The organism is Variovorax paradoxus B4, assembly GCF_000463015.1.
Taxonomy (GTDB): Bacteria; Pseudomonadota; Gammaproteobacteria; order Burkholderiales; family Burkholderiaceae_C; genus Variovorax; species Variovorax paradoxus_E.
Genome location: NC_022234.1, coordinates 505625 through 524107, shown reverse-complemented (window position 1 = coordinate 524107; position 18483 = coordinate 505625). Strand labels below are relative to the sequence as shown.

General features: G+C 65.6%; 13 protein-coding genes. 7 read left to right on the top strand and 6 right to left on the bottom strand.

Annotated elements, in window-relative coordinates; all coding sequences use genetic code 11:
- Positions 1 to 36 precede the first annotated feature (36 nt).
- From fusA to VAPA_RS29605, 3 genes are all read right to left on the bottom strand, one after another.
- Entirely contained in the window at positions 37 to 2097 is a 2061-nt protein-coding gene (gene fusA, locus VAPA_RS29615; protein ID WP_021003903.1) for an elongation factor G, read from the bottom strand.
- A gap of 119 nt (positions 2098 to 2216) precedes the next feature.
- Positions 2217 to 2570: a GFA family protein gene (locus VAPA_RS29610; protein ID WP_021003902.1), complete on the bottom strand. Its 354-nt coding sequence runs from the start codon at positions 2568 to 2570 to the stop codon at positions 2217 to 2219.
- 69 nt (positions 2571 to 2639) lie between these two features.
- A complete protein-coding gene (locus tag VAPA_RS29605; RefSeq protein ID WP_021003901.1) occupies positions 2640 to 4871 on the bottom strand; it encodes an O-linked N-acetylglucosamine transferase, SPINDLY family protein in 2232 nt (743 codons plus the stop codon).
- A gap of 259 nt (positions 4872 to 5130) precedes the next feature.
- Between VAPA_RS29605 and VAPA_RS29600 the strand changes: the two genes are divergently transcribed.
- From VAPA_RS29600 to VAPA_RS29590, 4 genes are all read left to right on the top strand, one after another.
- Positions 5131 to 5598: a DUF4019 domain-containing protein gene (locus VAPA_RS29600; protein WP_230559098.1), complete on the top strand. Its 468-nt coding sequence runs from the start codon at positions 5131 to 5133 to the stop codon at positions 5596 to 5598.
- A gap of 775 nt (positions 5599 to 6373) precedes the next feature.
- Entirely contained in the window at positions 6374 to 12409 is a 6036-nt protein-coding gene (locus VAPA_RS29595; protein WP_021003898.1) for an ESPR-type extended signal peptide-containing protein, read from the top strand.
- An 11-nt stretch (positions 12410 to 12420) separates the two neighbouring features.
- On the top strand, positions 12421 to 12822 hold the full coding sequence (locus VAPA_RS35290) for a YadA family autotransporter adhesin (RefSeq protein WP_021003897.1): 402 nt from the start codon (positions 12421 to 12423) through the stop codon (positions 12820 to 12822).
- Positions 12823 to 12851: 29 nt separating this feature from the next.
- Positions 12852 to 13685 (top strand): OmpA family protein, encoded by an 834-nt coding sequence (locus VAPA_RS29590; protein ID WP_021003896.1) that lies wholly within the window; start codon positions 12852 to 12854, stop codon positions 13683 to 13685.
- Between the two features lie 89 nt (positions 13686 to 13774).
- On the opposite strand, the gene VAPA_RS29585 is transcribed toward VAPA_RS29590, so the two are convergent.
- A complete protein-coding gene (locus tag VAPA_RS29585) occupies positions 13775 to 14050 on the bottom strand; it encodes a hypothetical protein (RefSeq protein WP_021003895.1) in 276 nt (91 codons plus the stop codon).
- Positions 14051 to 14581: 531 nt separating this feature from the next.
- Between VAPA_RS29585 and VAPA_RS29580 the strand changes: the two genes are divergently transcribed.
- Positions 14582 to 15265, top strand: coding sequence for a hypothetical protein (locus VAPA_RS29580; protein ID WP_021003894.1), 684 nt, complete (start codon positions 14582 to 14584; stop codon positions 15263 to 15265).
- Positions 15266 to 15287: 22 nt separating this feature from the next.
- Positions 15288 to 16046: a Crp/Fnr family transcriptional regulator gene (locus VAPA_RS29575; protein ID WP_021003893.1), complete on the top strand. Its 759-nt coding sequence runs from the start codon at positions 15288 to 15290 to the stop codon at positions 16044 to 16046.
- Between the two features lie 459 nt (positions 16047 to 16505).
- Here VAPA_RS29575 and VAPA_RS29565 read toward each other — a convergent pair whose 3' ends face one another.
- Positions 16506 to 17186, bottom strand: coding sequence for an ATP-binding protein (locus tag VAPA_RS29565; RefSeq protein WP_021003891.1), 681 nt, complete (start codon positions 17184 to 17186; stop codon positions 16506 to 16508).
- Positions 17187 to 17478: 292 nt separating this feature from the next.
- On the opposite strand from VAPA_RS29565, the gene VAPA_RS29560 reads away from it, so the two are divergent.
- Entirely contained in the window at positions 17479 to 17886 is a 408-nt protein-coding gene (locus VAPA_RS29560) for a LysR substrate-binding domain-containing protein (protein ID WP_021003890.1), read from the top strand.
- 30 nt (positions 17887 to 17916) lie between these two features.
- Here VAPA_RS29560 and VAPA_RS29555 read toward each other — a convergent pair whose 3' ends face one another.
- Positions 17917 to 18315, bottom strand: a complete 399-nt coding sequence (locus VAPA_RS29555) for an ArsR/SmtB family transcription factor (RefSeq protein WP_051255425.1) — start codon at positions 18313 to 18315, stop codon at positions 17917 to 17919.
- Positions 18316 to 18483: the final 168 nt, after the last annotated feature.

Here is an 18483-nt window from a genome sequence, read left to right as displayed (position 1 = left end):
TTCTTGGCCAGTTGTCTGTCGTGCACGCTTCAGGCCTTAGTCCTCGTCGCGCACCCGATATTGGCTCATCAGCGTCTGCTGGACGGCCGGTGGCACGGCTTCGTAGTGCGACAGCGCGACGGTGTAGCGGCCCTGGCCGCTGGTCATCGCATTGAGCCGCGACTGGTAGTTGGCCAGCTCGGCCTCGGGCACCTGCCCGCCGATGGCCACCGTGCCGCCCCCCAGGCCCGACGTGCCGGTGACCAGGCCGCGCCGCGACGACAGGTCGCTCGTGACATCGCCGACAGCATGCTCGGGCACGGCGATCTCGATCTGGACGATCGGCTCGAGCACGACCGGCCGGGCCTCGCGGATCGCGGCCATGAAGGCCTTGCGGCCGGCGGTCGCGAAGGCGATGTCCTTGCTGTCGACGCTGTGGTGCTTGCCATCGTGCACCACGACACGCACATCGACCACGGGGTAGCCGGCGATCGCGCCGTACGCGAGCACCTCGCGCACGCCCTTCTCGACCGCGGGGATGAACTGGCCCGGAATTGCGCCGCCCCTGACTTCGTCGGCAAACTGAAAGCCGGCACCGCGCGCCAGCGGCTCGATGCGCAGGAAGACCTCGCCGAACTGGCCGGCGCCGCCGGTCTGCTTCTTGTGGCGGTGGTGGCCCGCGGCCGGTGCGGTCACGGTCTCGCGGTAGGCAATGCGCGGCGGCCGCGTCTGGACCTCGAAGCGGTACACCTCGCGCAAGCGCTCGAGCACGATGCGCAGGTGGAGCTCGCCGAGCCCGTAGAGGACCGTCTCGTTGGTCGCGGCCACATGCTCGATGCGCAGGCACGGATCCTCGGCCGCGAGCTTGCCGAGGATCTCCCAGGCGCGCTGCTCGTCGCCACGGCGCTTGGGCTCCACGGCCAGGCCGTACACCGGCACCGGGAACGCCAGCGGCGCGAGATGCACGTGGCTGTCTTCGGCCGCATCGTGCAGCACGGCATCGAAATGGATCTCCTCGACCTTGGCCACCGCCACGATGTCGCCCGGCACCGCGTGCGACACCTCCACATGGTCCTTGCCCTGGAGCATGAACAGGTGCCCCACCTTGAACGGCTTGCGGCCGTCGCCGATGTAGAGCTGGCTGTCGCGCGTGAGCGTGCCCTGGTGCACGCGCAAGATGCCCATCTTGCCGACATAGGGGTCGATCGTGACCTTGAACACGTGCGCCAGCACGTGCAGCGACGGGTCGGGCCTGGCCTCCATGGGCTTGGCCTGCGCGCCCTCGCCGACGATGAAGTCCGGCGGGTTGGCCTCGCTCGGGTCGGGCAGGAGCTTGACGATCACGTCCAGCAGCTCGGCCACGCCGGCGCCGCTGCGCGACGAGACGAAGCACACCGGGATCAGGTGGCCCTCGCGCAGCGCCTGCTCGAGCGGCGCGTGCAGCTCGGCCGGATCCACGTCGCCCTCCTCGAGGTAGCGGTCGACGAAGGCCGCGTCGACTTCGACCACCTGCTCCACCAGCGCGCGGTGCGCCGCTTCGACGGGACCGAAGTCGGACTGCCCGAAGCGGTTGAAGAAGCAGTCCACCACCTGCCTGCCGACCCCGTCAGGCAGGTTCAGCGGCAGGCATTCGCGGCCGAAGGTGGCCTGGATGTCGGCCAGCAGGCCTGCCAGCGAGACGCCCTGCGAGTCGATCTTGTTGACGATGATCATGCGCGCGAGGTGGCGCGAGGCCGCGTACTCCATCATGCGCACCGTCATCGGCTCGATGCCGGTGGCGGCGTTGATGACCACCGCCGCCGTCTCGACCGCCTCCAGCGCCGGCAGGCTCTGGCCGAGGAAGTCGGGGCCGCCGGGCGTGTCGATGAAGTGGATGCGCGTGCCGGCATGCGTGAGGTGCATCACCGATGCGTTGAGCGAGTGCTGCATGCGGCGCTCCAGCGGGTCGTGGTCGCTGACGGTGCTGCCGCGCTCGATGCTGCCGCACGCTGCGATGGCGCCCGCCTTGTGCAGCAGGCTCTCGGCGAGCGAACTCTTGCCGGCGGCCGCGGCACCCACGAGCGCCAGCGTTCGTACCGCCTTCATCTCGGCCGCGAACCCGTTCGATCGGCTTGGCATGGCAGGGACTCCTTTGCGCGTCCGCAGGGGCGGCCCGGCGGCCCGCAAGGCTCGGGTGCTGCGCGTGGACGCCGGGCCAGCGTACGGGATTGGCCGCGCCGATGCAAGCTGGTTGCTGCCTACTTCGAACGCCCGTCGAAATGCTGCACCGGCACCGCATCGAGGTCGATGCCCTCGAGGCAGCGGATGTTGACGGCCGCCATCCTGTTGCCCTTGGGATCGGTGCCCTCGCCGAAGGGATGGATGCCGCAGACCGCGCAGAAACGGTGCGAGATCACGTGCTTGTTGAACATGTAGGTGCTCATGTCCTCGGGCGGTGTCTTCAGCCTGAGCCGGTCGTGCGGCACGAACCACAGCAGCGATCCCTTGCGCTGGCACATCGAGCAGTTGCATGCCATCGCCCCCTGGATGTCGCCCTCGACTTCGAAGGCGATCCGACCACAGTGACAGCTGCCTTGGTAATTCGTCGTCATCGGTCCTCCGAAGAGAAGTTGTGCGGGCCGCAGTTTAGGCCGAATACGCGGGCTCGGAGCTTCGCATGCTCAGTGCCTCGTCCAGGCGATGGGCGCCGGCGCATCGCCTCGCCGATGGCTGTCCCACATGCGGCGGTACGCGTCCTCGATCCCGCGCCGATAGCGATCGACATCGAAAAGCGGTGCCTCGGTTCTTGCCTTCAGGAGTTGTTCTCTCTGGCGTTCCAGAACGCCGGGATTGGCTGCCAGACTGCACGCCATCGCTTCGTATTGCTGCAGCGAATTGGCCACCATGCCCGGCAAGCCGACAGCGCAGAGAAGGCTCGCGGCGACACGGCTGGAGAAGGTGTCGCCAAGGCATGTGAGCATGGGCAAGCCCGCCCACAGGGCATCGCTTCCCGTGGTGTGTGCATTGCACGGAAAGGTATCCAGGAACAGATCGGCCAAGGCGTGCCGGGCCAGATGAAGAGGCAATGGCTGCCTCGATGCGAAAACCAGGCGTTCCGCCGCAACGCCCTGCTTCGCTGCATGCGCTCGCAGCCTCGGTGCGATGTGGCCGTCCGGCTCGTAGAGCCACAGCACGCTGCCGCTGACCGAACGCAGGATTCGCATCCACAGTTCGAAGACGGATGGCGTGATCTTGTAGGTGTTGTTGAAGCAGCAGAACACGAAGGCCTCGGCCGGCAATCCGGCCGCACGCCGCTCGGAGGCCCTGTCGCCCATCGTCGTGGCGATGGGTCGCATGCCGGGGCTGTTGGGCTGGTAGCAGCCGGGCAGCGTGACGATCTTCTCCGTGTAGAACGGCGCATGGTCGATGGGCGTGACGATCGCGTCCCCGATGATGTAGTCGATGAACGTCGCCCCCATGCTGCCCGGATAGCCCAGGTAGTTGACCTGCACCGGCGCCGCACGTCCCGCAAAGATTCCCAGGCGGCAGTTCTGCGTATAGCCTTTCAGGTCGATCGCTATGTCGATGCCCAGTTCGCGGGCAAGAGCGCAGATCGCCGCATCCGAAATGTCGACAACATCGAGAAAGTGGTCGGCTGCCTTGGCGAGGCGAGCCGCCACGTCGTCGCGATGCCGCACGCCGAACGAGAACAAGAAAACCTCGAACTGCGTCCGGTCGTGCTGCTCGATGAGCTCGGCCATGAGCACGGCCGTCGCGTGCGCATGGAAATCCGCCGAGAAGTAGCCGATCCGGATTCGCTCGCGGCGCTCGGGCTGTGCCATGGGCAGGCACACCACGTTCGCGCACATGTCCTTGGCGAAGGTCTCGCCAGCCTGCCTGACCCTCTGGGGATCGTCACTGCAAACAGCCATGACGAACGGAGTCGCGGACGGCTTGCCGCTCGCAACGGCGGCGAGGACCTTGGCGCGTTCATGCTCGAAATCGTCCCATTGGACCGTCTGGAGCATCGCCAGCAAATGGTCGCCTGCCGCATAGGCCGGCATCGGAACGGATGTCGCGGCCTGCCGGAAGTGCAGGAACGCTTCTTCATATCGGCCCGTGCACACCAACGCTCGCCCCGCATGGAGATGATCGAGGCCACCGCCATCACCCGCTTCGGACGGCGCACGCATGCCGATGGCTTGCCGAAATGCCTCGGCCGCCCCTGCCGGCTCGCCCATCCCCATCAATACATAGCCGCGCGCCTGGTGGATGCCCGGGGAAACCATTCCGCGCGCCACCGCGTTCTCGCTCGCAGTCCATGCATCCTGGTGGCGATGCAAGCCGCACAGGGTATAGATGCGCCTGATCTGCGCATCCACGTCGTTCGCCGAATGAAGAAGGACTGCATCGAAGTCATCGAGCGCCTCTGCATGGTGCGATCGCCTGAGCAGTTCTACGCCTCGGTTGTAGAGCGTGTCAGGCGACGAAGGCTGCTTCTCCAGCGCCAGGTTGTAGCAAGCGAGCGCTTCATCATGCCGGCCCAGCCGCACGAGCGTGATGCCGTAGTTCGTCAGCACGTCGTAGGCGTTCGGGTTCAGGGCAAGTGCTGCCTGAAAAGCATCCGCGGCTTCTTCGTACTTTTCCAGGCGATGCAGCGCATCGCCACGCGTCGCGTGCGCATTGGGCACTCGCGCTTCCCTGGCAATGGAAAAATCGGCGTAGCGCAGCGCGATCTCGGGGCGATTCCGTTGAAGATTCAGGATGCCGAGCATTGCGAGGCTCGAGTAGTGCTCGGGCCTGCGCGCCAGGAGCGCTTCGTAGGCGGCTTCCGCCTTTTCCAATTGCCCGTCCTGGTGCAGGCGCAGGGCGGCATCGAACGCATGAACATCGTCGCTTTCTGGCTTTTCCATCTTCTCTTTCAGCTTTGGCGCAATTACACCGCATCCGCACATCGATCAATGAAAGCCGGTGCAGCTGTCGCCTTGTGGCACGGCCTTTGCATTTGGGTGACCGCACCGGCCGCTATATGCAGTCAAAAGTCCGCAAAAATCAAAGGCTCAGCTGGCCTATTGGATCGCGCTTCACCGCCAACTCTCGTGGAGAAGAATATTGAGTGCTATAAACGGACGGCACTATTAAAGTTCTACATGTAACATCAGACCTACTTACATGTTGAAATTCAAAACACTCCTCGAACCGAAGATGACCTCAAAAAGCAAACTGCTTCTCGGCGCCGCACTCCTGGCGGGTTGGATAGGCCTGGCCGCGGCCCAGGACGCCGACCCGACGAACATGGTTCGCGGCGGCCTGCAGGCCATCCAGCTGGTGGACCAGGGCAAGATCGGCGAACTCTGGGACGGCTCGGGTCCCGCCACCAAAAAGCGGGTCGCACGTCCCGAGTTCGTTCGCCAGGTCGAGGCGTCGCGGTCACCGCTCGGTGCGGCGCAGCAGCGCACGTGGATCTCGGTCAATCGCCAACTGGTTGCGAACGAAGATCCCGACGTTGCCGGCCAGTACATCAACGTCGAATACGAAACCCGTTTTGCCAACGCCGGCAACCGGGTGGTGCGCGAGATGACGAGTTTTCGCCTCGACCCCAGCGGCACGTGGCGCCTGAGCGGCTACGTGCTGCGTTAGGCCACTCCCGCCAAGCCGCTCCCTTCGATGCGCCGCGGTTCCCGCGGCGCATCTGCCTGGCGAATGCCCCATGGCGGCAGGCGTTCGCAGCAGCAATCTCCCCTTCCCGCCCGACGGATCGTCGCACCGCCTCCTGAGCGCGGGTCGTAGCCATCCGCAGCAGCTCGCACCGAGGCGCCTCGCGAGCCAGATGGTTCACCGTCTTCCGGCAACGCCCCTCCTCCCCGGCCTCGGCCACCCCTGCGCACAGCAACGGCATCGGCCGACACCCGTCGACGCGCCAATTCGGTGCAAATCAATTCGTCGTGCGTCAATTCGGTGCCATCCAATTTGGGGCGCTCCAATTCGGTGCGATAACGCCATCAAGCAACTGATATAAATTTTCAATCGATTACTACGGAAATCCGTGGCAACTAATTCAGCACTTAAAAACTTAGTATTACTATTGCAATAAATAATCAATAGAAATTTCCAACAAGATCCGCTGGAGATATATGCTAAGTAATTTCAATTGATAATGAATTTACATTACTATTAATAAGGCCAAATCAATAAAAATCTTTAATTTCCATAATGCCGCAATGACGCTAATCCGCCACACGCCAGTTGCATTCCGCCGCAATCTCTTAAGATCCGCCAAAAAAATGTTTCCGTTTAATTGCAATTGACCAAATAGTTTTGCAATTACTTCTAAAGGTTTAAGGGCATATGCCCCATGAATCCCGCTTGCCGTGGAGCAAGGCTTTTGGCGTCTTGAACAATCGAGGAGAAATGCATGAATAAGTCGTACCGCAGCATCTGGAATGAGGCATTGGGCGCCTGGGTGGCCGCGTCCGAAACCACCCGAACACGCGGCAAGCGTGGTTCAAGTCGCGTGGCCATCGCCGCGGCGGCCGGCGTGCTGGGATTGCTGTCGATCTCGGCGCAGGCGCAGGCGGTGAATTGCAATGTGGCGCCTTGGAATGCCTACAACGGCACGGCGTCCTGCATGGGCCTCAACTCCTCGGCCACGGGGACCGGAGCCACCGCGCTGGGGGCTCTGGCGACCGCCACCACCGGCGGCGGGCTTGCAGTCGGGTACAACTCCTTGAGTGCCCAACTGAATGCCATCTCTGTGGGTTTCCAGGCCTATACAGCAGGCATCAACTCCATCTACCTGGGCGCGCGCAGCATTGCCGGCACAGGCGCGCTGGCCAACAGCACCATCGCGATTGGCCAGGATGTGACCTCCAGTGCTGACAGCGCCATCGCCATCGGCACCCAGGCCAAATCCAGCGCGCTCTATGCCACAGCGATCGGCATCAGGGCAACCGCCACCGGACAGGCAGCAGTCGCCCTGGGTGAGGATGCGAACGCCCAGTCTGCGAACAGTGTTGCCATTGGTTTGGAAGCCACCACGTCAGGTTCGACCGGTGCGGTTGCGATCGGCGCCCGCTCGACCACGAGTGGTGTCAACGCGACAGCGATCGGGGTCGGCGCAAATGCCACGGACACCAATGCCTTCGCCGCTGGCACCAACGCGGCCGCGACCGCGCTGCGCAGCGTCGCCATTGGCGCCGGAGCAACGGCAAGCGACGACGCAGCCGTCGCCCTCGGCAACAGCGCCCGGGCGCTTGGGAACAGTTCGCTTGCACTCGGAGCGCAAGCGGTCGCTGTCGGGGCCAGCACGGTTGCGGTCGGCCAGGGTGCCGGCGCGGGCTCGACCATCGCCAATACGGGTTCGGCCGCTGTGGGCATTGCCGCCGGGACGCTGGTCAGCGGCGCGCTGAACACCGCCATGGGGGGAGGCATTGCGAGCGTGATGCGGGGCGCGGGTTCGGGCGTCACGGGAACGCGCAACGTCGCCTTCGGCTCAGGCGATGGCACGGTCGCCTACGATGCCACCTTGGCGGCTTCGGCAGGCAACCTGGTCAGCGGCGACGACAATGTCGCCATCGGCACCAACGCAGGCATCGGCGTCGCGGGCAATGCAACGACGTCGATCGGCCTGAACGCGAATGCGAGCGCGAACAGGGCGACAGCCATCGGTTCCAAGGCAAACGCTTCCGCACTGGATGCCATCGCGCAAGGCACCAACACCAGCGCAGCCGGCCGCAATGCCATCGCCATCGGCTTCCAGGCGATCGCTTCGGAGATCAACTCCATCAATCTTGGCGCACGCACGGTGGCGGGAACGGGCGCCACCGCGGCGGAAGTTATCGCCATTGGCACGGATGTGACGGCATCCCAGGAACGCGCTGTCGCAATGGGACGCACAAGCCGGGCAACCGGCGTGGACGCGGTGGCGATTGGTACCCGGACCAATGCGGCTGCCGACTACGCGACCGCGCTCGGTTCGGGCGGAACCACTGCCGCGACGGCCGTGCGCGCCACCGGCATCGGCGCGGTGGCGCTGGGCGGCAATGCCACCGCCGGCGCCCTTGCATCGGGTGCGAATGCGATCGCCATCGGCGGCGAGTCCGTCGCCGACGCGGATGACGCCGTCGCCATCGGTCACGGTTCCATCGCCACCGGCGGTCGCGCGGTTTCGATCGGCTCGGGCAACGTCGCCAGCGGTGACGGCGCCGTGGCCATCGGCGATCCCAACACTGCGACCGGCAACGGCGCGATTGCCTCGGGCCTGGACAACACCGCCACCGGCAATGGTTCGGTGGCGATGGGTAACACCAATATGGTCGGCGGCGGCGGCCAAGCGGTGAGCACCCCCGGCACCGCGGCGCAGGGCGCGGTCGGCATCGGCTACCAGAACACCGTGATCGGCCAGGGCAGCGTCGCGATCGGCAGCACCAGCAGCGCGCTCGCCGCGGGCGCGGTGGCGTTCGGCGACACGGCGGTGGCCAACAACGCGAACGACGTGGCCCTGGGTTCCGGCTCCACGACGACCACGGCGGTCGGCACGCCCAATGCCGTGATCGGCGGCGTCACCTACAACTTTGCCGGCACGACGCCGGCTTCGACAGTCAGCGTGGGGGCCGTGGGTGCGGAGCGCACCATCACCAACGTGGCGGCGGGCCGGCTTTCCGACACGTCGACCGACGCGATCAACGGCTCGCAGCTGTACGCCACCAACCAGCAAGTGACGGCGAACACGACCAACATCGCGACCAACACGGCCAGCATCACCAACATCAACAACACGATCGGCGACATCAACAACGGCGGGGGCATCAAGTACTTCCACGCCAACTCGACGCTGCCCGACTCACAGGCGCTGGGCACGGACTCCGTCGCCATCGGCCCGAACGCGGTCGCCAACAACGCCGGCGACATTGCATTGGGCGCCGGCTCCACGACGACCACGACGGTCGGCACCGCGAGCGCCGTGATCGGCGGCACAACCTACAACTTCGCCGGCACCACGCCAACGAGCACGGTGAGCGTCGGCGCGGCGGGTGCGGAGCGCACCATCACCAACGTGGCAGCCGGCCGGATTTCCGACACCTCGACCGATGCCATCAACGGTTCGCAGCTGTTCGCCACCAACCAGCAGGTGACGACGAACACGACCAACATCGCGACCAACACGGCCAACATCACCACCATCGGTGACACGCTCAACGACATCAACAACGGCGCGGGCATCAAGTATTTCCATGCCAACTCGACGCTGCCCGACTCGCAAGCGATAGGGACGGACTCCGTCGCCATCGGCCCGAACGCGGTCGCCAACAACGCCGGCGACATTGCGCTGGGGTCCGGTTCCACCACGACCGCGGCGGTAGGCACGGCCAATGCCGTGATCGGCGGCACGACCTACAACTTCGCGGGCACCACGCCGGTGAGCACGGTGAGCGTGGGTGCGGTCGGCGCGGAGCGCACCATCACCAACGTGGCAGCGGGCCGGCTTTCCGACACCTCGACCGATGCGGTCAATGGCAGCCAGCTGCACGCCACCAACCAGCAGGTAACGGCGAACACGACCGAGATCACCAACATCAACAATGGCGGGGGCATCAAGTACTTCCACGCCAACTCGACCCTGCCCGACTCGCAGGCGCTGGGCACGGATTCCGTGGCCATCGGACCTGACGCGGTCGCTAACAATGCTGGTGACATCGCGCTGGGCTCCGGCTCCACGACGACCACGGCGGTCGGCACACCCAACGCCGTGATCGACGGTACCACCTACAACTTCGCGGGCACGACGCCGACCTCGACGGTCGGCGTTGGCGCGGTGGGCGCCGAGCGCACCATCACCAACGTGGCGGCGGGCCGGCTTTCGGACACTTCCACCGACGCCATCAACGGTTCGCAGCTGTATGCGACGAACCAGCAGGTGACGGCGAACACCACACAGATCACCAACCTCGGCGACACCATCGGCGACATCAACAACGGCGCGGGCATCAAGTATTTCCACGCGAACTCGACGCTGCCTGACTCGCAAGCGATAGGGACGGACTCCGTCGCCATCGGCCCGAACGCGGTCGCCAACAATGCCGGCGACATCGCGCTGGGCGCTGGCTCCACGACGATCACGGCAGTCGGCACGGCCAACGCCGTGATCGGCGGCACCACCTACAACTTTGCCGGCACAACGCCATTGAGCACGGTGAGCGTGGGTGGGGTGGGCGCCGAGCGCACCATCACCAACGTGGCGGCGGGCAGGCTCAATGCCAACTCGACCGATGCGGTCAATGGCAGCCAGCTGCACGCCACCAACCAGCAGGTGACGGCGAACACCACCGAGATCGACAACATCAACAACACGATCGGCGACATCAACAATGGCGGGGGCATCAAGTACTTCCACGCCAACTCGACGCTGCCCGACTCGCAGGCGCTGGGCACCGATTCCGTGGCCATCGGCCCGAACGCGGTCGCCAACAACCCCGGGGACATTGCACTGGGGTCCGGTTCCACCACGACCGCGGCGGTAGGCACGGCCAATGCCGTGATCGGCGGCACGACCTACAACTTTGCCGGCACCACGCCGGTGAGCACGGTGAGCGTCGGTGCGGTGGGCGCGGAGCGCACCATCACCAACGTGGCGGCGGGCCGACTTTCCAACACCTCGACCGATGCCATCAACGGTTCGCAGCTCTTCGCAACCAACCAGCAAACCACGGCGAACACGACCGAGATCACCAATCTCAACAACACGATCGGCGACATCAACAATGGCGGGGGCATCAAGTACTTCCACGCCAACTCGACGCTGCCCGACTCGCAGGCACTGGGCACGGACTCCGTGGCCATCGGCCCGAACGCGGTCGCCAACAACGCCAACGACGTGGCATTGGGTGCCGGCTCCACCACCACCACGGCAGTGGGCACAGCCAACGCCGTGATCGGTGGCACGACCCACAACTTTGCCGGCACCACGCCGGTGAGCACGGTCAGCGTCGGTGCGGTGGGCGCAGAGCGCACCATCACCAACGTGGCGGCGGGCCGGCTCGACGCCAACTCGACCGATGCCATCAACGGTTCGCAGCTCTTTGCCACCAACCAGCAGGTGACGGCGGACACGACCGAGATCACCAACATCAACAACACGATCGGCGACATCAACAATGGCGGGGGCATCAAGTACTTCCACGCCAACTCGACCCTGCCCGACTCGCAGGCGCTGGGCACCGATTCCGTGGCCATCGGCCCGAATGCGGTTGCCACCAACGCGAACGACGTGGCGCTGGGCGCCGGCTCCACCACGGTGGCCGCAGTGGGCACGGCCAGCACGGTGATCAACGGCACGACCTACAGCTTCGCCGGCACCACGCCGGCGAGCACGGTCAGCGTCGGTTCGGTGGGCGCGGAGCGCACCATCACCAACGTGGCGGCGGGCAGGATCTCGGGCAGTTCGACCGATGCCATCAACGGCTCGCAGCTGTTTGCCACCAACCAGTCGATCGAGAACCTCAGCACCACGGTCACGGCCAACAAGATCAGGTACTACAGCGTCAACTCCACGGGCGGGGGCAACGAGGACAACCTTGGCGCCACGGGGGCCGACGCCATCGCGTCGGGCAAGGATGCCAGCGCAACGGTTGCCGGCGCGGTGGCCATCGGCTCGGGCGCCGTGTCCGACCGCTTCGTGGCGCCCTCCACCGGCACCATTCCGGCGGGCAGCTCGTTGATCAGCTACAACACCACCGACCGCGCCCTGCTGGGCGCCCTGTCCCTGGGCAGCGCCACCAGCTACCGCCAGATCACCAACGTGGCCGACGGCACGCAGGCGCAGGACGCGGTCACGGTGCGCCAGCTCTCGGGCGCGCTGATGTCCTTCGCGGTCACGCCGACGCTGTACTTCCATGCCAACTCGAGCGCGGCGGATTCGCTGGCCATCGGCGCGGAGTCGGTGGCGGTGGGCCCGCAGACGGTGGTCAACGGCAACAACGGCATCGGCATCGGCAACGGCGCCGTGGTGCAGCAGAGCGCGCCGGGCGGCGTGGCGATCGGCCAGGGCGCGATCTCGCACATGGCCGACTCCATCGCGCTGGGCACGCAGTCGTCGGCTGCAGCCGTGCAGGGCGTGGCGCTGGGTGCGGGCAGCAGCGTGACGCAGGCCGGCGGCGTGGCGCTGGGCGCGGGCTCGGTGGCCTCCACCGCCGCGGGCGTGGCCGGCTACGTGCCGCCCACGGCCACCGAGGCGCAGCGCATCGCCATCGGCGCCACCACCAGCACGCTGGCGGCGGTGTCGGTGGGCGACGCGGCCAACGGACAGTTCCGCCAGATCACCGGCGTGGCGGCGGGCTCGGCCGACAGCGATGCGGTCAACGTCTCTCAGCTGCGCGGCGTGCAGGGCCAGGTGGCGGTGATCGACCAGTCGACGGTCAAGTACGACACCAACCCAGATGGCTCCATCAACTAAACAGCGTGTCGATGGGCGGCAGCAACGCGACCGGTCCGGTCACGGTGCACAACGTGGCGCCCGGCGTCGCGGGCACCGACGCGGTCAACGTGAACCAGCTCAACAGCGGCATCGCGGGGGCCAACGCCTACACCGATGCGCGCGTCAATTCCCTGGGCAGCGAGATCCGCAGCATCGCCAAGGATGCCAGCGCGGGCGCTGCCGGTGCGATGGCGATGGCCAACATGCCGCAGGCCTACATCCCGGGCAAGAGCATGGTGTCCGCGGGCGTGGCGGGCTTCGACGGCCAGGCCGCGCTCGCCATCGGCGTGTCGAAGCTCTCGGACAACGGCCGGTGGGTCGTGAAGTTCAGCGGCTCGGCCAACTCGCGCGGCAAAGTCGGCGTGGCAGCCGGTGCGGGCTTCCATTGGTAAGCCGGCAGCATCAAAAGAGGAACAACATCATGACAACGCAATTCCATCGCTTCTCGGCCATCGCAGCGGGGGCCGCGGCACTGCTGATGCTGCAGGGCTGCAGCTCCTATGTGAGCCGGGGTATCACCGACGATGGCAAGGCCACGGAAGTGGTCTTCCCGAACATCGACAACGACGCGTGGCTCAAGGAAGGCACCTTCCCGAACCTGGACAACCTGCGCGCCGTGGCGCCCGGCGTCACGAAGGACCAGCTGTACGACCTGCTCGGCCGGCCGCATTTCAGGGAGGGCATCGCGAGCCCGCGCGAGTGGGACTACATCTTCCACTTCCGCAAGGCCGGCGGCGGGGTGACCACCTGCCAGTACAAGGCGATCTTCGACAAGGACTACAAGGCACAGACCTTCCATTGGCTGCCGGCCGGCTGCGGCGACGTGCTGGCGGCTCGTGCGGTGCCGGCGGTCGAACGTCCGGCCGCCGCGAGCCCGGTGGCACCGCGCCGGACCACGCTGGGTGCCGATGGCCTGTTCCGCTTCGACGGCCGGTCGCTGGCCGACCTGCTGCCGGAGGGGCGCCGCAAGCTCGATGCCCTGGCCGGCGACATCAAGGCGACGGATACCGTCAAGGTCACCGGCCATACCGACCGGCTCGGCAGCCAGGCCTACAACAACGCGCTCTCGCTGGCGCGCGCCAACACCGTGCGCGACTACCTCGTGCAGGCCGGCGTGCCGGCGCAGAAGATCCAGGTACAAGGCAGGGGCGAATCCGAGCCGAAGGTGCAATGCGCGCAGACGGGGCGCGCAGACCTGATCGACTGCCTGGCGCCGAACCGCCGCGTCGAGATCGAGGTGTTCGCCGAACGCTGAGCTTCGAGCGGGCTTCGCCGAGCGCAGGCGTTCCGGATCATCCTGCGAGGTGCCTGCCTGAAACGGGCACACGCAGCGTGGTCCACGGATCACAGCAATCGCAACCCCCTGGGGAATCGAATGAAGCTCTGCGCTGATTCGGGCACATTGCCCGCTTTGCCGATCTCGGTGAAGCCCTCTTCCGTGATGCGAGTCACCGTTGCGACCTGCCAGACGGCTTGCCGCGCCCGTGACTTGATGGCGGCGAACTCGGCCTCGATCAAGCCGGTGGCCAGAAGCATCGAAACCTGCCGGACTTCCTCCGGATCGGTGACGCGGACAGGCAGCTGCACCCGTTGCAGCCTCAACAGAAGAAAGAGCGGCATTCGGTTCTCCGATGGCCGGCTCAAGCAGATGCCTCGAATGCCGGCCGTTTGGGGTGGGTTTGAATGTGAATTTGTCACATTCAAAACACCCGACGAAGTCGGAATAAGTCGATCGGTCTTGTACGCCACGGTCGCTTCGACCGAACCCGCGTAGCGCATCGGCCACTCACCATTTTGTGGGAGTGGCGCCCATGCGCCACCGCCACACAATGAATGTGAAAACGCCTCCCACGGCAGCTGTGGATGGGCCTGTGTTCCCTTCGCGGCGGTTGTATCGCCACGAAGGGTGAGCCGCCCGCAACCCGCTCCGAAGAGGACCCCGCCCATCTCCGACTGCGCGGCCCCATGAGGTCGGCGGCCAATTGTGTCTGATTGTGATTCGGAACACATCCACGACTCGAAACCCGATGTCAAGCGACATGTTGCTCCGTAGCATTCCCTGAAGACTGCTTCACGAGCTGGTCTGAGAGATGGTTCAACGATTCAGGGTCATGCCAAATGCAGAGAAAGTGGTGTCACGCAGGCGATGGAATGGTCGCTCTGCCACGAATGGAAAACAGGCTCTTCGGGCCGCGATGGCGCGCGGCCCTGGCGCATTTCCTGCCCGCCAAACATCGCGGTCCCGCCGCTGCGGCGGCGAGGGAACGAAACCGCAACGCGCTGCCCGCCAGGGTGTGCGCACTCTTCTTCATCGCCAATTTCGCGCAGTTGGTCGATGCCGACGGGCCGGAGGTTGCCGCAGACGTCAGCCGCGAGATCAGGCGCCGGATTCGCGCGAGCTTGCTGGCCTCGGCCGACACCGACCTGACGTGCCTGCGCGACGACTGCTTCCTGCTGCGGGCCAGCGTCGTCTGCACGGCCGGCTCACCGCCTGCGGAGCAGTCCAGCTGCGGACAGCTCGAAGAACTGCTGACGAATCTCGGCAGCGAGCCGCTGAGGGTGCGCGGCATGACGGCACTGCCGCGGCTGCATGCGGACTGGATCGCGATGCGTGCGTCCAGGCGAATGGGCGCCGCAGAGATCGAGCTGGCGCTGTGGGCTGCGCAGGAGCGGCTCGCGCCGGATGTCGTGGTCGACTGCGTCGATCGCGTCTACGACGTGCACGTCGAGAAAAAGGCGGGAAGACTCTGGTTGCGGGGCCATGCCCTGCACGAGGCCGAAGAACGAAGCCGCATCGAGGCGCTGTTCCGGCTGCTTCAGGCGGACTGCAAATGAGGTGGCCGACATAACCTTCGCCATGTACCTCCATCCCCTCATTGCCAGCGTGCCGCCCGCCGATCGGGCCGCCTTGATCCGCAGCAGCGAACTTCGTTCCTATCGGCGCAACGAGACGGTGCTTCTTGCGGACACATGGACCGATCGCATCTTCTGCGTGGCCAGCGGGCTGCTGCGAGCCGTCGATCGGGACGTCACGACCGATTTCATCCGCCGAGGCGATTTCTTCCTCGGCCCCTCGTTGAGCGAGGACCGCTATCAGACCACGTCGACCCTGGTTGCAGCGCTGCCCTCGTCGGTCTACCTGATGCCGATCGCCGCGATCCGCAGGCTGTGTGCGGTGTATCCCGAGGTGACCATCGGCCTGCTCGAAGTCGCGATGAAACGCATCACCATGATTCGTGGCCAGCTCCGCCGGATCTCGTCGCTGTCGGCCGAGAACCTGGTGGGCCGCGTGCTCCATGAGCTGACTCAACTGGCGCCTGCCGGCGCCGGTGGCTACGACAAGCGCATCACGCAGGCGGTCATCGCATCGTATTCGGGGCTGTCGCGCGAGGTGGTCAACAAGACCATGCGCGACCTGGAGAGCCGCGGCCTGGTCCGCCGCGACGAGAAAGGCATCCACATCCCGCCGAACTTCGCCTCGACGGATTTCGGCAGCCTGCTGCCGGCCGCGCAGGACACGCCTGACGTCGAAGCCCACGAGGCCCATCCGATGTTTGACCCCGAGTTGTTCGCCACGCCGGAAGGCATGGGCAAGACCGGACCGAAGGCAATCTGACTTCCAGGCCGGAACCGCCCATCGCTCCGATCAAGGAGCAGGCATCCGAGTCGCCTCTCCTCCACTCCTGAGGGACGTGATCGCGAAGCTCACCGCCCGCTTCGAAGCCAGCTGCGATTTCCCGCACCTGCTGCAGCAATAGAACCGCAACCAGGGAAGAAGCTTCATCCACCAATGCCGATGGATGCGCTCCAGATGCGCAAGCCCGCATGAACAGTTGAACAAGGGACCGTTCGCGGCGGCGTCCGCAAGCGCCTGCGAGTCCGCCACATTCCCCGTTGCATGCCTCGGCTTGCCGTGTTGCAGTTGGCGCTTGTAGTTCATGCAAGCCATCGTGCCAACATGGCTGCGAATCGCGCGGCAGGCTGTGATCTTCCTCACCTGCTGCAGCAAAAAACTCTGGAACAGCCCCATCGCGCAGCATGCATTCCACTGCAAGCTGTGCAGCCTGCTCGGTCGCTATCCGCGGCGAGAGTCCAAGGCTGCCGGCAAGAACAGGCGGATCGATGTCCCCCGTCCAACGGCGCTGGAGATGCGCATGCGACCGCCCGACTGGGCCGCAAAGCCGGCCACCGCCGAGAGTCCCATGCCAGAGAAGGGAGAGGCTTCCTTGGTCGTGAAAAATGGACTCGCAGCTTTTTCGGCAACGGCCGGACTCATACCGGTGCCGCTGTCGGTGACGTCCAGGCACAGAAGGCGGCTGTCCTGCCGATCGTGGGCGCCCCGCAGCATCAGTTTGCCGCCTTGAGGCATGGCCGCCTGGGCGTTCAACACGGTCTGTATCAGCGCTTCCTCGAGAGCGGCGGCATCGACGAACAATGCCGGGCAGTCTCTCTCGACATCCACCGTGACGGTGATGCGACGGTCAAGGGTATGCCACAGGAGGTTGGCGAAAGAACTGAGGAATGGCAGCACCTCGAGGGATTCGGGCGCCAGCGTCTGACATTGGGCATAGGCGACCAGGGCCGCAGCCAGTGCGTCGCCCCTGCGCACGACCTGAGCCGGTCGGCCGGATGCCTCCGAAGATCCCGAATCATCACGGCTGGCCAGGAGCGTCCGCATGGAGGCAAGCAACTCTCTCAGCGCTGCGGAAGCACCCATCGCGAGACCATGGTCAGGATCCACCGGCTGCGTTGCCATCGATGCTCCTTTTCTCCTGGTTCGATCGGCTTGGAAATGCTACGCCGGGAGCCGAATGCCCGCGTGTTCTCGGCGTTCCTTTCAGGGACATCGAATCTGAAAGAAGGGTTACCAATGTTGCCTTGATGTCATCAAGTCCGGCGCGGCCGATCGACTGGCCATCTCGGTGCCGCGGCGGGAGCGGCACAGCCGTCTGAGCGAGGACCCGCGCCTGGCGTGACCCGCGCGGTGTCGGGCTTGCTGTCGGCGAACGCGTTGGCCGGACTGCCGGCCACACGCCGTTCAGCCGGACATGCGCCAACTGCCGTCGTCCCGGCGGCAGGCGATGTCTTCATCGTTCCATCCGAGCGTGCAACAGCGGGCGCACGCCGGCGATGTGCTGAAAGAGTGCCTGATCTCGTTCAGCCGGGACACGCCGCAGGGCCGCATCATTGCCGACTGGTGCACCAGCAGCAAGGTGGAGGCAGCGTCATCGGTCGAGGTGCGCTCCGGGCAGATGGCCTGTGCACTGGCGTCCTGGGGCGCCGGCGCCGGCGTCGCGATCGTGGACGACCTGACGGCACGCGCCTATCGCAGCGACGAACTGGACTTCCGGCCCATCGTCGGCAATCCATCGCTGGGCATCTTCGCGCTCACGCACGGGGCTTCGCACCTTCGGTGCTTGGCAAGCGGAGGGTCGAACTGGCTGCCGCTTCGCTGAAGCAGGTTCCACGCGGCTGAGGTCTCCCGTTCATCCGCGTTTGGTGGATGAGGACGCTCGGACCGGTGACGGCCGCGGCCTTGCACGCCGCACGGCGGGCCCGGCGAATGCAGCGCGCTTGGGCGCCGTGCGCTCGAGCTGCCGCGCGATGTTGCCGCACACCAGGTCGCACAGTTCGTAGACCGCCGGATCCGCGATCCGGTAGTAGGCGCTGTTCCCCCGGGCCTGCCTCGACACCAGCCCGTGCTGCGTCAGCAGCGCCAGGTGCCGGGAGATGTTGGCCGAGCTGTAGCCGCACAACTGCGCCAGCTCGCCCACGTTGCGCTCCTGCTGGCGCAGGAAATTGAGAATCTGCAGCCGCGTCGGCTCGGCCAGCGCCTGGAAATACGCTGCCACCTGCACCAACGCATCGTCGGAAAGTCCTTCCATGCTCGGACACGCCTGATGTTGATCTGGCGCAATCATGCCTGAGCCCCCGCTTCTCATACTGGTCCTCATGAAATCTTCATGTTGCCTACTTGACTATTTAGCTATGTACGCAAATACTATACGGAATGCCGATGTGTTTCCAGTCCCGGGTTGGTCGGACTGGGCATC

Excerpts from the sequence above, each read along its gene's own strand:
- fusA (WP_021003903.1), bottom strand. The coding sequence starts at position 2,097 with ATGCCAAGCCGATCGAACGGGTTCGCGGCCGAGATGAAGGCGGTACGA.
- VAPA_RS29610 (WP_021003902.1), bottom strand. The coding sequence starts at position 2,570 with ATGACGACGAATTACCAAGGCAGCTGTCACTGTGGTCGGATCGCCTTC.
- VAPA_RS29605 (WP_021003901.1), bottom strand. The coding sequence starts at position 4,871 with ATGGAAAAGCCAGAAAGCGACGATGTTCATGCGTTCGATGCCGCCCTG.
- VAPA_RS29600 (WP_230559098.1), top strand. The coding sequence starts at position 5,131 with ATGTTGAAATTCAAAACACTCCTCGAACCGAAGATGACCTCAAAAAGC.
- VAPA_RS29595 (WP_021003898.1), top strand. The coding sequence starts at position 6,374 with ATGAATAAGTCGTACCGCAGCATCTGGAATGAGGCATTGGGCGCCTGG.
- VAPA_RS35290 (WP_021003897.1), top strand. The coding sequence starts at position 12,421 with ATGGGCGGCAGCAACGCGACCGGTCCGGTCACGGTGCACAACGTGGCG.
- VAPA_RS29590 (WP_021003896.1), top strand. The coding sequence starts at position 12,852 with ATGACAACGCAATTCCATCGCTTCTCGGCCATCGCAGCGGGGGCCGCG.
- VAPA_RS29585 (WP_021003895.1), bottom strand. The coding sequence starts at position 14,050 with ATGCCGCTCTTTCTTCTGTTGAGGCTGCAACGGGTGCAGCTGCCTGTC.
- VAPA_RS29580 (WP_021003894.1), top strand. The coding sequence starts at position 14,582 with ATGGTCGCTCTGCCACGAATGGAAAACAGGCTCTTCGGGCCGCGATGG.
- VAPA_RS29575 (WP_021003893.1), top strand. The coding sequence starts at position 15,288 with ATGTACCTCCATCCCCTCATTGCCAGCGTGCCGCCCGCCGATCGGGCC.
- VAPA_RS29565 (WP_021003891.1), bottom strand. The coding sequence starts at position 17,186 with ATGGCAACGCAGCCGGTGGATCCTGACCATGGTCTCGCGATGGGTGCT.
- VAPA_RS29560 (WP_021003890.1), top strand. The coding sequence starts at position 17,479 with ATGCGCCAACTGCCGTCGTCCCGGCGGCAGGCGATGTCTTCATCGTTC.
- VAPA_RS29555 (WP_051255425.1), bottom strand. The coding sequence starts at position 18,315 with ATGGAAGGACTTTCCGACGATGCGTTGGTGCAGGTGGCAGCGTATTTC.